Source organism: Angustibacter speluncae (genome assembly GCF_054777815.1).
Genome location: NZ_BAAHAF010000122.1, coordinates 1 through 13,171, shown reverse-complemented (window position 1 = coordinate 13,171; position 13,171 = coordinate 1). Strand labels below are relative to the sequence as shown.

The window sequence follows — 13,171 nt, the reverse complement described above, 5'->3', positions numbered from 1 at the left end:
CGACCTGCTCGCCGAGCCGTCCCCCCGCGACTCGATGGCCGCCATCGGCCTCGCCGCGGCCGTCGGCACGTGGACGTCGGGCGAACGCACCGACGGCGGCGACCGGGTGGCGCTGCAGCCCTCGACGACGGACGCGACCACGGGCGGTCGGCCACCCGGAGACGGCGACCTGCCGGACTGCGAGGACGCCGCGGCGCTCCCCGCGCCGGCCGAGGGGGTCTGGCTGCCCTGCGCCGACGGCCGGTCGGTCGCAGCCGTCGAGCGCGCCGGAGCAGGGGGTCTGGCGGGCGCGGCGGCGGCGCTGGCGTCCGGCCCGACCGACGACGAGCGCGAGCGCGGCTGGGTCGACCTGGTGCAGGGCGCCGTGACCGCCGAGCAGCGCGAGGACCGGGTGCTCGTCGACGTGGTCCCGGACGAGTCCGACCCGACGGTGGCGCTCCAGCTGCGGGCGGCGCTGCTCGCCACCGTGGCGGCGTGGACCGGCCTGGGCGAGGAGTCGGTGGTCTTCACCCTCGACGGCAGCTGCGGCCGCTGGGAGTCGACCACGGGCACGCCGTGCGAGGCGCCGGCCGGGGGGGCGCCGCCCGCCCCGACCGGCTGCGCGACCGCGCCCGAGCTACCGGCCTGCACGCCCGGGGAGGGCGAGGACGGCTGAGTGGCAGGCGTGGTGGGAGGGCGCCTCAGAACGCCTGGTCGGCGAACCCCCGCCGCGAGGCGGCGAGCAGGAACGAGCGCCAGGCCGCGCTGTCGGTGTGCGGGTTGCCGCTCACGCCCAGCCGGGCCCTGGCCTGGTCGAACGCGCCCTGCGTCAGCGGCCCCCAGATGCCGTCGACCGCGAGGCCCGAGGCCATGTGCGCGTTGCACAGCGCCTGCACGAACTTCACGTCCGACTCGGACGAGGTGACGCAGCGGACCGGCAGGCCGCCGAGGTCGCTGTGGATGTGGTCCTCGTGCGCCGCGTTGTACCAGCCGTCCAGGACGAAGCGGAAGTACGTGCGGCAGGTGGCGTCGACGGCCAGGTAGCGGCGGCGCACGGTCTGCGACCCCGCGTGGTGCTGCTCGATCGGCGAGATCACGGTGCCGCCCGAGAAGCGCAGCAGGTCGAGGTCCATCGCCGTGCCCGCTCCGTGCTGACCGGTCTTGTTCACGTAGAACCCGGCCGACACCAGGTACGACAGGCTGCCGTAGCCCGCCTCGGCGGTGACCTCCCGCAGCCGCCGCACCCACAGCACCAGCTGGTCGTAGAAGGCGTTCGTGCAGTACCAGGTGCGGGCCTGGGTCGAGCCCCAGGTCAGGCGCCAGTAGTACACCGGCGTGCCGTCGATGGTCGTGAACGCGCGCTCCGTCGGTGCCACCGCTCAGCCCTCCCCGTCCGCCACGACCACCGTGCCGGCGTGCTGCCAGGCGGTGCGCTCCTGCCCGTCGACCACCGTGACGCCCACGGCCGTCCACCCCGGTGGGCGACGGGCCGGGCGCCAGGTGGCGCCGTCCCCCGTCCACCGGCCGACGACGGGTGCGCCGTCCGCGACGTCGTTGCCGACCAGGGCACCGCCCGGTGCGAGGCCGGCGACCGCGAGCCCGTCGGCGGCCGCGCCGAGCCGCCAGGTCCCCCCGTCGGGCGAGGTGGCGAACCGGGTGCCGTCGGTGCCCACGAGGGCCGCGACCCAGCCGTCCGCCGTCGGTGCCAGCGCCTCGCAGCGCACCTGGCCCACCGGGAGCGCGGTGCGCACCGGCGCCGCGTCCGGTGCCGACCACGCGAGCGCGTCGAGACGCCCTGCGGCACCGTCGGTCTCGGTGACCACGACCGCCAGCACCTGGTCACCGTCGCCACCGGCCACCGCGCCGACCTTGGTGTCCAGCGGCGAGTCGTCCAGGTGCACCCGCCGCCAGGCGGTGCCGTCGTCCGACGCCCACACGGCGGCGCGGAACCGGCGCTCGTAGGCGGGTGCGGCCTGCGCCCGCTCGGCGTCCTGGACGTACCCGGTCAACCGCTCGTCGGTCACCCACCCGCCGACGACCAGCACGCCGGAGCCGGTGGCCGCCAGGCTCGCGAGCGCCGCCCCGTCCAGGCCCGAGGTGGGCGAGGCGGCACCGGCGGCGTCCTGCCGCACCCAGCCCGACCCGGTCTCGACCAGGCACACGGCCCCCGACGCGCTCGGCGCCGGTCCGACCGCGCGCGCCTCGTCGACGGTGTCCAGCGCGCCCGGTGGCGGCGCCGACGCGCCGGGCACCACCGCCCGGGCGGCGGTCGGCGCGAGCACCGGCAGCAGGGCCAGGGCGCCGCCGGCGGCCAGCAGGCTGCGACGGCTGGTGGGCGCGGTGGGGACGAGGCGCTGCATGGTCGGCGATGCAAGCCGGTCGGGCGAATCGTCCACAATGGGCGTTCTGCCCTTTTCGCCCGATCGGCGCACGGCAACCGCGCAGCGTCACCCCGTCCGGCGCGCCAGCACCACCGCGTCCTCGAGCTCGCCGCGCTGCCCGTCCGGACCGGTGGCCTCGCGCCGGCGCACCTGGGCGACGGCGACGTCCCACGTCCCGACCGCGGTCACGGCGGCGACGTCGTCGGCGGGGGTCGGGAACAGGTGCGGGTGCGAGTCGTGGTCGGCGCCCTCCTCGAGGTGCTGCGACCAGGGCGGCGCCGCGGCGTGGGCCACCACGAGCACGTGCCCGCCGACGCGCACGAGCCCGGCCGCGTGGGCGAGCACGTCGGCCCGGGGGAAGGTCACCGGCGACTGCAGGAAGCAGGCGCTGACCAGGTCGTAGGGCGCGTCCTCGACGCCGTCCGGCCACGGGGTCGCCACCAGGTCGGCCACGACGAACCGGGTGCGGTCGTCGACGCCGAGCCGCCGCGCGGCGTCGGCGGCCCGGGCCGCGGCCGTCGGCGAGATCTCGAGCCCGGTGACCTGCCAGCCGCGGTCGGCGAGCCAGGCGGCGTCGCCGCCCTCGCCGCTGCCGAGGTCGAGCGCGCGCCCGACGGGCAGCGCGGCCGCCTCGTCGACCAGCGCCTGGTTCGCCCGGCCCGACCAGATGCCGTCGCGCTCGCCGTACCTCGCCTCCCAGAACGCGGCCGGGTCCTGCTCGTGCTGCTCGCTGTCGTGGGCGCTCATGCCCCCACCGTGCCGGACGGCGGGCCGCGCGGCGAGCACGCGTGCCGGTCCGGCAACCCGCCCGGCGCGCGGGAAGCACCGCGGCCGTCCTAGCGTTCGGGACGGGCGACCACCCACGGTCGACCACCACGGGAGGACGTCGTGCACACCAGGACGCTGGGCCAGGGGCTCGGGGACGGGGGCCTGCAGGTCTCGGCCGTCGGGCTCGGCTGCATGGGCATGAGCCACGGGTACGGCCCGCCGCGCGACCGCGCGGAGATGGTCCGCGTGCTGCGCGGTGCGGTCGACCGGGGCGTCACCTTCTTCGACACCGCGGAGGTCTACGGGCCGTACGCGAACGAGGAGCTGGTCGGCGGGGCGCTCGAGCCGGTGCGCGACCGGGTCGTGCTGGCGACGAAGTTCGGCTTCCGGATCGGCGGGCAGGGTGTCGACAGCCGGCCCGAGCACGTCCGCGAGGTGGTGGAGGCCTCGCTGCGGCGACTGCGCACCGACACGATCGACCTGATCTACCAGCACCGCGTCGACCCCGACGTGCCGATCGAGGACGTCGCGGGCGTGGTCGGCGAGCTCGTCGCCGAGGGCAAGGTGCGCCACCTCGGGTTGTCCGAGGCCGGCGCCGCCACGATCCGCCGCGCGCACGCCGTGCACCCGGTGACCGCGGTGCAGAGCGAGTACTCGCTGTGGACGCGCGACCCCGAGGCCGAGGTGCTGCCCGCCCTGGCCGAGCTCGGCATCGGGTTCGTGCCGTTCAGCCCGCTGGGCCGCGGCTTCCTGACCGGGTCGCTCACCCGCGACGACGTCGGTGGCGACGACGACATCCGTTCGCGGCTGCCGCGGTTCAGCGACGAGAACCTCGCGGCGAACCGGGCGCTGGTCGACCACGTCCGCGACCTGGCCGACGCACGCGGCGCGACGCCGGGGCAGGTCGCCCTCGCGTGGCTGCTCGCCCAGCACCCCTTCGTCGTGCCCATCCCGGGCACCACCCGGCTCGAGCGGGTCGAGGAGAACGCCGGCGCCACCGAGGTCGCGCTGTCGGCCGACGACGTCGCCGACCTCGACGCGCTCGCCGACCGCGTCGGCGTCGCCGGGGCGCGGTACGACGAGGCGATGATGGGCATGGTGGGACGCTGAGCGCCGACGGCCCACCCACCGCGAAACCCACCGCGAGACCTGTTGTCCCCGGCGAGATCCGGGTCCTGGTCGCGTCCGCGTTCGTCATCGCGATCGGCTTCGGCATCGTCTCGCCGGTGCTGCCGGCCTACGCCCGCACCTTCGACGTCGGCGTGGCGGCCGCGTCCGCCGTCGTGTCGGTCTTCGCCTTCTTCCGCCTGGTCTTCGCGCCGGCCGGCGGCGCGCTCGTGCAGCGGCTCGGCGAGCGCCCGGTGTACCTGACCGGGCTCCTGGTCGTCGCGGCGTCGTCGCTCGCCACCGCGTTCGTGCAGTCGTACCCCCAGCTCATGGTCGTGCGCGGTCTGGGCGGCATCGGCTCGACGATGTTCACCATCTCGTCGATGGCCCTGCTGGTGCGGCTCTCACCGCCGTCGCTGCGCGGACGCACCTCGTCGGCGTACGCCACGTCCTTCCTCGTCGGCGGCATGCTCGGGCCGGTGCTCGGCGGCGCGCTCGCGGGCCTCGGCCTGCGGGCGCCGTTCGTCGTCTACGCGGTGGCGCTGGTGCTGGCCGCGGCCATCGTCGCCGTGCGGCTGTCCGGGGCGTCGCTGCGTCCGGCCGAGGGCGCCACCGCCGCACCGCCGATGCGGGTGCGCGCCGCCCTGGCCGACCCGGCGTACCGGGCGGCGCTCGCGTCCGCCTTCGCCAACGGGTGGGGCAGCTTCGGCGTCCGCGTCGCCGTCGTCCCGCAGCTGGCCGTCGCCCTGTTCGACGCGACCTGGGTGGCGGGCGTCGCGCTCGCCCTGGCCGCCGCCGGCACGGCGGCCGCGCTTCCCGTCGCCGGGCGGTTCGCCGACGCGCGCGGACGGCGCCCGCTGGTGCTCGTCGGCCTGGTCGTCACCGCCGTCGCGCTCGGCCTGCTCGGGCTGACCGACTCGCTCGTCCTGCTGCTCGTGCTGTCGGTGGTGTCGGGGATCGGCTCGGGGCTGGTGAACCCGGGGCAGCAGGCCGTGGTCGCCGACGTCGTGGGCGCGCGGCGCAGCGGCGGCCAGGTGCTGGGCGTGTTCTCGATGGTGCAGGACGCGGGCGCCATCCTCGGGCCGGTGCTCGTGGGCGTCGTGGCCGACCGGTTCGGCTTCGGCTGGGCCTTCGGGCTGACCGCCGCGGTCACCCTCGCCGCGCTGCCCCTGTGGCTGGCGGCGCCGGAGACGCTCGGACGCCACGCCGAGGACCCGCTGGCCGAGCCGCTCGACGGACCGCTCGACGGACCGCTCGACGACGTGGCGCCACGGGCCTGAGCCGCGGGGTCAGGCCGCCACCTCGCGCCGACGCTCGAGCCGCTCCATCACCGGGGTGGCGAGCACCCCGTGCACCACCACGGAGAGCAGGATGGCGAACGTCGCCGCCGACCAGACCTCACGGATGCCCGCGAAGTCGCCCTCCCCCGTGGCGTAGGACAGGTAGTACAGGGACCCGACGCCGCGGATCCCGAAGAACGACACCACCCCCACCTCGAGCCGGCTCAGCCCGGTGCGGCCGAACGGCAGCCCCGGCAGCAGCGACAGCGCCGCGGTCAGCGGACGCACGCCGAACACCACGACCACGGCCACCGCGGCACCGGCCCAGGTGAGGTCGGCGAGCAGCCCCCACGAGACCGAGGCGCCGAGCAGCAGCAGCACGAGCATGGTCAGCAGGTGCTCGAGCTGGCTCACGAAGCGGTGCAGCTCGTCGTGGTAGCTCGAGCGCCGCTCGTGGGCGCGCAGCGCGAGCGCGCAGGTGAACACCGCCAGGAAGCCGTACCCGCCGGCCACCTCGGTGAGCCCGTAGACCAGGAAGGTGGCGGCGAGCGCGAGCAGCGGCTCGCCGGTCTCGGCCAGCCGCAGCGGCCGGACGCGGGAGCGGAAGGCCATCCGCGCGAGCAGCCAGCCGCACGCCCAGCCGAGCACGGCGCCGATCGCGACCTTGCCCAGCAGCTCCCAGGCCACCCACCGCCACGGCGAGTGCGCCTCGGCCGTGCCGGCGGCGGCCAGGAACAGCGCGCCGTACAGGAACGGGAACGCCAGGCCGTCGTTCAGCCCGGCCTCGCTGGTGAGGGCGAACCGCACCTCGTCGTCCTCGTCCACCTCGTCCTCGGCGTCGCCCTCGGCGACCGACTCGTCGTCGGAGACGTCCGGGCCCGCGACCTGCACCTCGGAGGCGAGCACCGGGTCGGTGGGGGCGAGCACCGCGCCGAGCAGCAGGGCGGCGGCGGGCGCCAGCCCCATCCACCACCACCCGAGGACGGCCGCCACGACGACGAAGACGGGCATCGCCAGCAGGAGCAGGCGCCAGGTCGAGGCCCATCGCCGCAGACCGAGGGGGCGGTCGAGCGCGAGGCCCACGCCCATGAGCGCGACGATCACGCACAGCTCGGTGATCCGCTCGGCGACCACGGGTTGCTCGACGGGCGAGATCGGCTCGCCGCCGGACGGCAGCGGCAGCAGGCCGATCAGCAGGCCCAGTCCGACGAAGGCGACGGGAGCCGACATCGCCCGGTTCGCGAGCGCGGCGGGCAGGATCGCGCCCAGCAGCAGCGCCAGGCCGCCCAGCAGGTAGAGGGCGTCGCCCGGAAGGTGCACGGCCTGACGCTAGGTGCGGATCACCGACACAGCACCTCCACACCGTAATCTGTTGACAATCGATAGATCAGCATCGACTCTCGATGGCATGACGTGGCTCGGACGTGTCGTCCTCCCCCTGAAGGTCCTGCTCGTGGTGCTGTTCCTGCTGCTCGTGGTCTTCCAGACCTTCAGCTTCCCCGGCCAGTTCGCGTACCTGGCCGAGCAGGACCCCGACCAGGCGTACCTGCGCTGGCCCCTGACCGCGTTCGCGGCGATCGAGATCCTCTGCGTGCAGGTGGTCCTGGTGTGCACCTGGCGCCTGCTGTCCCTCGTGCGGCACGACGAGATCTTCAGCGAGACCGCGTTCGTCTGGGTCGACCTCATCGTCGGCGCGCTCGCCGTCGCCTGGACGCTGTTCGCCGCGTTCGCCGCCTGGGCGGGGCTGCAGGCCGACGACCCCGGCGGGCCGCTGGTGATGTTCGCGCTGCTGCTCGTCGGCGGCGTCGTCGGCCTGCTGGTCGTGGTGATGCGCACCCTGCTGCGCCAGGCCACCACGCTGCGCACCGACCTCGACGGGGTGATCTGATGCCCATCGTCGTGCGCATCGACGTCGAGCTCGCCCGCCGCAAGCTGGCCGTCGGCGACTTCGCCGAGCAGGTCGGCCTGACCCCCGCGAACGTCGCCGTGCTGAAGAACGGCCGCGCCAAGGCCGTGCGGTTCAGCACCCTCGAGGCGATGTGCCGGGTGCTGGGGTGCCAGCCCGGCGACCTGCTCGAGTACGTGGAGGACGAGCCGTGATCACGGTCCGCGGCCTGTCGAAGACCTACGGCCGCGTGCGGGCCGTCGACGACCTGCGCTTCGACGTCCCGGCCGGTGTGGTCACCGGGTTCCTCGGCCCGAACGGGGCCGGCAAGTCCACCACCCTGCGGATGGTCGTCGGGCTCGACCGCCCCACCGCGGGCACCGCGCTGGTCGACGGCCGTTCCTACCGCGACCTGCCGGCGCCGCTGCACCGCGTGGGGGCCTTGCTCGACGCCGGCGCCGTGCACCCGGGCCGCACGGGCCGGGCGCACCTGCTGGTCGCCGCGCGCACCCACGGCATCCCCCGGCAGCGGGTCGAGGAGGTGCTCGGCCTGGTCGGTCTCGAGGGCGCCGCCGGGCGGCGGGTCCAGGGCTACTCCCTCGGGATGCGGCAGCGGCTCGGCATCGCGGGCGCGCTGCTCGGCGACCCGGGCGTGCTGCTGTTCGACGAGCCGGTCAACGGGCTCGACGTCGACGGCGTGCGGTGGATCCGCGCGCTGCTGCAGGGCCTGGCCGCCGACGGTCGCACCGTGCTGGTGTCGAGCCACCTGATGAGCGAGATGCAGCTGGTGGCCGACCGGGTCGTCGTCATCGGCCGGGGCCGGCTCCTCGCCGACACCACCGTCGACGACCTGCTCGGCGGGCTCGGCGGGCAGCGGGTGCGGGTGCGCTCGCGCCGTCGCGACGACCTGGCGACCGAGCTCGAGCTGCGGGGCGCCACGGTGCACCGCCCGGAGCACGACCCCGACGGGCTCGAGGTCGACGGCCTGCGCGCCGAGGAGGTGGCGGGGGTGGCCGCCACCGCCGCGCTGCCGCTGCACCACCTGTCCCAGGCGGAGCAGTCGCTCGAGGACGCCTACCTCGCCCTCACCGAGGGCGCCGTGGAGCACCACGGCGGCGGGCGCGAGCCCGACCGCGCGGCCGGGGGTGCGCGGTGACCGCCGCGGCGACCGGGTCCCGTCCGGCACCCGCCGACCCGACGACGGCCCGCGTGCTGGCCCGCGCGGCGGCGGCGGAGTGGACCCGCACCTGGACCGTCCGCTCGAGCTGGGTGTTCCTGGTCACCACCGCGCTGGTGGTGCTGGTGGTGTCGACGGTCGGCGCGACCGACCTGCGCGAGGGACCGCGCCCGGACGGGATCACGGCCTGGGACGTGGGACGTCTGGGCGGGGCGCTGGCCGTGTTCCCGCTCGTCGCCCTCGCCCTCGTGCTGGCGACGGCCGACCACGCGCGGGGGGCGATCGTGCCCACCCTGCAGTGGACGCCGCGGCGCGGCCTGCTGCTGGCCGCCCGCGCCGGCACCGTCACGGCGACGGTCGCGCTCGTCGGCACGGCCCTGGTGGCGGTCGGGGCGCAGGTCGGGGTCGTCGTCGTGCCCGACCTCGCGCTGCCGCTCGGCGCCGGCGCCGAGGGGCTCGGGACGGTCGCCTACGTCTACGGCTCGCTCGCCCTGCTCGCCGTCGGCCTCGGGCTCGCGACCCGCAGCACGCCGGGCGGGCTGTCGCTGCTGTTCGCGCTGCTGTTCGTGGTGCCGGTGCTGCTGCCCGAGATCGTCCGCACCACCTGGGCGGCCGACGTCGCGCGCGCGATGCCGGGGACGGGCGCGCTCGACCTGCTGTTCCAGCGGGGCGCCGAGACCGCCGCCGCGGCGGGTACCGATGGCGAGTCGTTCCTGGTGCTCGGGTGCTGGGCGGTCGGCGCCCTCGTCCTCGGTGGCGTGCGGCTGCTGCGCTCGGACGCCGGGTAGGCACGCCGCTGCGGTGCCCGATGGGCCATTGCCCTGCACGGCGGCACGCCGGTTGACTCGGGTGGAGGAGGCACCGTGGCGGTCAAGCAGCACAAGATCTGCACGCTCGCACCCGAGGGGGGCATGCGGGGGAATCGGAACGCGTTGCGCCGCAGCGCGGACGAGCTCGCCACCGCCCAGCGGGTCGACAACGTCCGGGTCCGGTCGATCGCCCCGGCGGGCCGCGGCTTCCCCCGTGCCGCGGTCGAGCGGCTCAAGCTGTGGGAGAACGGCCGCACCCTGCGGGTGCAGTTCCTCGACGGTCGGACCGTCGTGCAGGAGAAGGTGGCCCAGATCGCGGCCGAGTGGGAGCAGGTGGCGAACCTGCGCCTGGAGTTCGTCACCAGCGGCGCGACCGAGATCCGGATCTCGTTCCTGGACAAGGGTTTCTCGTGGTCGACGGTCGGCACCGACGCGCTCACCGTCCCCCGCACCGAGGCGACGATGAACTACGGCTGGCTCGAGCCGAACACGCCGACCCGGGAGTACGAGCGGGTCGTGCGCCACGAGTTCGGCCACGCGCTCGGCATGATCCACGAGCACCAGAACCCGGACGCGCAGGGCAAGATCCCTTGGGACAGACCGAAGGTCTACGCGTACTACGCGCAGCAGGGGTGGTCCAAGGCCGACGTCGACCACAACCTCTTCGCCGTCTACGACCGGGACGAGACGAACTTCAGCACCTTCGACCCGACGTCGATCATGCAGTACGCGGTGCCCGACTCGCTGACGGTCGGCAGCTACGCGATCGGCTGGAACACCTCGCTGTCGCAGACCGACCGCGACTTCGTGCGGGCCCAGTACCCGGGCGACGACCCGGGGGTGGTCGAGCTCGACACGGCCGGCACCCGGCACACGGCCGACCTGTCCGCGGGCGGCGAGGTCGACACCTACCACTTCACCGTGACCGACGCCGCGACCTACATCGCGACCACGACCGGCACCACCGACACCGTGCTGACGCTGCACGGCCCGGACGACAGCGCGGCGGTGCTCACCTTCGACGAGGACCGCGGCGCGGGCGCGAACGCGCGCATCGTCCGCAAGCTGCGGCCGGCGGAGTACTGGCTGACCGTGCGGCACCAGCAGCCCGGCGGGCAGGGCAGCTACGACGTCGGCGTCAAGCGCCGCCGCTGACCGGCGGCGGTCAGCCGCCCGACGGCTCGTCGTCGTCGGGCCGTGGCCGGGCGAGGTCGGACGGTTCGTCCGGGTCGCGGCCCGGCTCGGGGTCGGCGCCGACGCCGAGGTGCTCCTCGACCGGATCGGCCAGCGGGTCCTCCTGCGGGTCCTCCTGCGGGAAGTCGAGCTCGTCCTCGTGGCCGTCGTGACGGCGCGGTCCGTCGGTGTGCTCGCTCACCGGCGGCTCCTACCCCGGTGCGTGGTCACCATGCGGGCCGGCGCCAGGGCTCAGGCGGGCCGGTAGGTCATCGCGGGCGACACCTCGGCGCACTCGTCCCAGGTGAGCAGGACGCTGTCGCAGTAGAGCCCGACCGCGCAGCGGTGCGCGTCCGCGTCGAGGGCGATCGTGGCCGCGCGCACCCGCTGCACCTGCTCCTGGGCGTCGCCCCACGTGCCGCCGCGGCGCAGCGCCGACACCAGCACCTCGGTCTCGTCGTCGGCCAGTCCCGCGACCGCCTCGGCCACGGCGTCGCGGGAGGTCTGCAGCGGCTCGTCGTGGCGCTCGCGGCGCAGGTCGAGCAGGCGGTCGGCGGGGGCCGTGGGGGCGGCCTGCGGGGTCGAGGTGGTCATCGGGGTCTCCTCGTCGCGGCTGGCCGGCCCGAGCGGCGACCAGGCCGGCCGGACCGGACGAACCGGGCAGCACGGCGCCGACACGGTAGCGCGCCGCCGACCGCGGGACCTTGGTCCCGCCCGGTCGTGCCCCTCGTCCCTGCCGCCCGGGTGGGTGCCGGCGGTGGACTGGTCGTGCCGGCAGGAGGTCGGCACGAGGCCCGCGAGAGGGTCGCCCGAACGAGGAGAGCGTCATGACCACCACCGAGACCCGGCCCGTCGCCACCCGGCAGACCGCCCGCGGACCGCTGCGCCTGCTCGCCGTCCTGGTGATGGTGGGCGGCGTCGTCCTCGCCCTCGGCGGCGTCGCCACCTGGGGCCTGGTGCAGACCTCGCTCGCCGACGAGAAGATCACCGTCGCCGAGGACGCGCGCTGGTTCGCCGGCGAGCCGGTCGACGGCCCGCTCACCGCCTACAGCCAGGCCGACATCATCGAGCACCACGCGATGGAGGCGTCCGGAGGCAAGACGTATGCCGAGCTCGACCGCGAGGACCCGGTGCGCGCCACCGTCATGAACGGCTCGTTCCTGCGGGCGTCGCTGTTCACCTCGGTCGTGTCGTTCGGCATCGCCGCCATGGCGGTGGGGCTGGGCGCGCTGTTCCTGCTCGTCGGTGCCGCGCTGCTGCGGCTGTCGCGGACCGAGCGCGCCTGACCGGCTCCCCTGCTCGGGCGAGGGCCCCGGACCCACGTGGTCCGGGGCCCTCGCCCGTCGGCGCAGGTCAGCGCAGGTCGTCGCGACCAATTACGAGCGCGAGGTCCCAGACCCGGCGGTCCGGGGCGCCGGTCTCGTCCGAGCGCTGCTGGGTCTGCTCGACCAGCCGGTCGATGGCCAGCACCAGCTCGCGCACCTCGTCGGCGGTCAGCCGGACGATCTCCTGGGTCGCGGCACCACGGTGCTCGCCGTCGCGGCCGGCCGCGTAGTCGGCCGCCCAGGACAGCACGTTGCGGACGAGGACCTGCACCTCGCCGGCCGTCTCGCCGAGGAACGCCTCCAGCACCTGGCTGTCCTCGGCCGACACCGGCCCGGTCGGGCGGGTGAGGCGGTAGCTGCGGCTGGTGGGCACCCACACCCGGTCGCGCCGGTCGCGCGCGTGCTCGGGTGCCTCGGTGATCAGGTCGGCGCGGGCGAGGCTGCGCAGGTGGAAGCTCACCTGGTTGACCGGCAGCCCGAGCTCCTGCGCCAGGTCGGTCGCCCGGGCGGGGGCGGTGCGCTCCAGCAGCTGCAGCAGCCGCCGCCGCACCGGGTGGCTCATCGCCCGCAGCATCGGCGAGGTCAGGGTCGTCGTCCCCTCGCGCCCGGCCGGCTGCGTGCCCTGCTCCACCCGTTCGTCCGCCACGCCCGCACCGTACCCGACTCGTGCAGCGAAAGTTGCGCAACGATTCTTGCGCAATAGTCGGTGCGCGATCTACCGTCCTGCCATGACCACCGCCGCCACCCCGCTCGCCCCATCCGCCACGTCGCCGTCCGGCCCGCCCTCCGCGCGCTCGCCCCGGCTGCTGCGCCAGCGCGACTACCTGGTCTGGCTGGCGGGCGACACCTCCGGCGCGCTCGCCGCCTCGGTCTACGGCTTCGCCGTCCCCCTGCTGACCCTCGTGGTGACCGGCGAGCCCGCGCTGGCGGGCCTGGTCGCGGCCGCCGGAGCGCTCGGACGGGTCGCCGGGACGCTGCCCGGCGGGGTGCTCGCCGACCGGCACGACCGGCGCCGGCTCATGGTGGTCGGCGGGCTCCTCGGGGCCGCGCTCACCGGCCTGCTGGCCGGGGCGCTGGTGACCGGCGTGCTCGACGTGTGGTGGCTGCTGGCGGCGAACGCGGCCGTCGGCCTGCGCACCGGGCTGTTCGGCTCGGCGTCGAACGCCGCCCTGCCCGCCGTCGTCCCCCGCGACCGGCTGGGGGCGGCGCTCTCGGCGAACCAGGGCCGCGACGCCGCCATCGCCATGGGCGGCGGCCCGGCGAGCGGCGCGCTGCTCGCCGCGGGCC

Annotated in this window: 16 protein-coding genes and 1 pseudogene; 10 read left to right on the top strand and 7 right to left on the bottom strand. The window is 75.8% G+C overall.

Features of this window, described 5'->3' with window-relative positions:
* Window positions 1-655: pseudogene (locus ACYVKY_RS14975) on the top strand (hypothetical protein); the annotation flags it as partial.
* A gap of 25 nt (window positions 656-680) precedes the next feature.
* Here ACYVKY_RS14975 and ACYVKY_RS14970 read toward each other — a convergent pair.
* The 3 genes from ACYVKY_RS14970 to ACYVKY_RS14960 form a co-directional block, all read right to left on the bottom strand.
* Window positions 681-1,355, bottom strand: coding sequence for an extensin family protein (locus ACYVKY_RS14970; RefSeq protein ID WP_460435793.1), 675 nt, complete (start codon window positions 1,353-1,355; stop codon window positions 681-683).
* Window positions 1,356-1,358: 3 nt separating this feature from the next.
* Entirely contained in the window at window positions 1,359-2,339 is a 981-nt protein-coding gene (locus tag ACYVKY_RS14965) for a hypothetical protein (protein WP_460435792.1), read from the bottom strand.
* Window positions 2,340-2,426: 87 nt separating this feature from the next.
* Entirely contained in the window at window positions 2,427-3,107 is a 681-nt protein-coding gene (locus ACYVKY_RS14960) for a class I SAM-dependent methyltransferase (RefSeq protein ID WP_460435791.1), read from the bottom strand.
* 141 nt (window positions 3,108-3,248) lie between these two features.
* On the opposite strand from ACYVKY_RS14960, the gene ACYVKY_RS14955 reads away from it, so the two are divergent.
* On the top strand, window positions 3,249-4,238 hold the full coding sequence (locus ACYVKY_RS14955) for an aldo/keto reductase (RefSeq protein WP_460435790.1): 990 nt from the start codon (window positions 3,249-3,251) through the stop codon (window positions 4,236-4,238).
* A gap of 116 nt (window positions 4,239-4,354) precedes the next feature.
* A complete protein-coding gene (locus ACYVKY_RS14950; protein WP_460435789.1) occupies window positions 4,355-5,515 on the top strand; it encodes an MFS transporter in 1,161 nt (386 codons plus the stop codon).
* 9 nt (window positions 5,516-5,524) lie between these two features.
* Here the strand turns inward: ACYVKY_RS14950 and ACYVKY_RS14945 are convergent, their stop codons facing one another.
* A complete protein-coding gene (locus tag ACYVKY_RS14945) occupies window positions 5,525-6,835 on the bottom strand; it encodes a cation:proton antiporter (RefSeq protein WP_460435788.1) in 1,311 nt (436 codons plus the stop codon).
* 88 nt (window positions 6,836-6,923) lie between these two features.
* On the opposite strand from ACYVKY_RS14945, the gene ACYVKY_RS14940 reads away from it, so the two are divergent.
* From ACYVKY_RS14940 to ACYVKY_RS14920, 5 genes are all read left to right on the top strand, one after another.
* Complete coding sequence (locus ACYVKY_RS14940) at window positions 6,924-7,403, top strand: DUF2975 domain-containing protein (RefSeq protein ID WP_460435787.1); 480 nt, start codon at window positions 6,924-6,926, stop codon at window positions 7,401-7,403.
* Window positions 7,403-7,615 carry a helix-turn-helix domain-containing protein gene (locus ACYVKY_RS14935; protein ID WP_460435786.1) on the top strand — a complete coding sequence of 71 codons (213 nt, stop codon included), beginning with the start codon at window positions 7,403-7,405 and terminating at the stop codon, window positions 7,613-7,615. The genes ACYVKY_RS14940 and ACYVKY_RS14935 overlap by 1 nt, the downstream gene beginning before the upstream one ends.
* Window positions 7,612-8,556, top strand: coding sequence for an ABC transporter ATP-binding protein (locus ACYVKY_RS14930; protein ID WP_460435785.1), 945 nt, complete (start codon window positions 7,612-7,614; stop codon window positions 8,554-8,556). Before ACYVKY_RS14935 ends, ACYVKY_RS14930 begins: the two co-directional genes overlap by 4 nt.
* A complete protein-coding gene (locus ACYVKY_RS14925) occupies window positions 8,553-9,365 on the top strand; it encodes a hypothetical protein (RefSeq protein ID WP_460435784.1) in 813 nt (270 codons plus the stop codon). The genes ACYVKY_RS14930 and ACYVKY_RS14925 overlap by 4 nt, the downstream gene beginning before the upstream one ends.
* A gap of 75 nt (window positions 9,366-9,440) precedes the next feature.
* Window positions 9,441-10,541: a zinc metalloprotease gene (locus ACYVKY_RS14920; RefSeq protein WP_460435783.1), complete on the top strand. Its 1,101-nt coding sequence runs from the start codon at window positions 9,441-9,443 to the stop codon at window positions 10,539-10,541.
* Between the two features lie 10 nt (window positions 10,542-10,551).
* On the opposite strand, the gene ACYVKY_RS14915 is transcribed toward ACYVKY_RS14920, so the two are convergent.
* Window positions 10,552-10,761 (bottom strand): hypothetical protein, encoded by a 210-nt coding sequence (locus tag ACYVKY_RS14915; RefSeq protein ID WP_460435782.1) that lies wholly within the window; start codon window positions 10,759-10,761, stop codon window positions 10,552-10,554.
* 50 nt (window positions 10,762-10,811) lie between these two features.
* Complete coding sequence (locus tag ACYVKY_RS14910) at window positions 10,812-11,153, bottom strand: hypothetical protein (protein ID WP_460435781.1); 342 nt, start codon at window positions 11,151-11,153, stop codon at window positions 10,812-10,814.
* 233 nt (window positions 11,154-11,386) lie between these two features.
* On the opposite strand from ACYVKY_RS14910, the gene ACYVKY_RS14905 reads away from it, so the two are divergent.
* Window positions 11,387-11,845, top strand: coding sequence for an aromatic ring-opening dioxygenase LigA (locus ACYVKY_RS14905; protein WP_460435780.1), 459 nt, complete (start codon window positions 11,387-11,389; stop codon window positions 11,843-11,845).
* A gap of 67 nt (window positions 11,846-11,912) precedes the next feature.
* On the opposite strand, the gene ACYVKY_RS14900 is transcribed toward ACYVKY_RS14905, so the two are convergent.
* Entirely contained in the window at window positions 11,913-12,530 is a 618-nt protein-coding gene (locus ACYVKY_RS14900; RefSeq protein ID WP_460435779.1) for a helix-turn-helix domain-containing protein, read from the bottom strand.
* A gap of 82 nt (window positions 12,531-12,612) precedes the next feature.
* Between ACYVKY_RS14900 and ACYVKY_RS14895 the strand changes: the two genes are divergently transcribed.
* Window positions 12,613-13,171: MFS transporter (locus ACYVKY_RS14895; RefSeq protein ID WP_460435778.1), on the top strand; the 559-nt coding region annotated here is incomplete at its 3' end.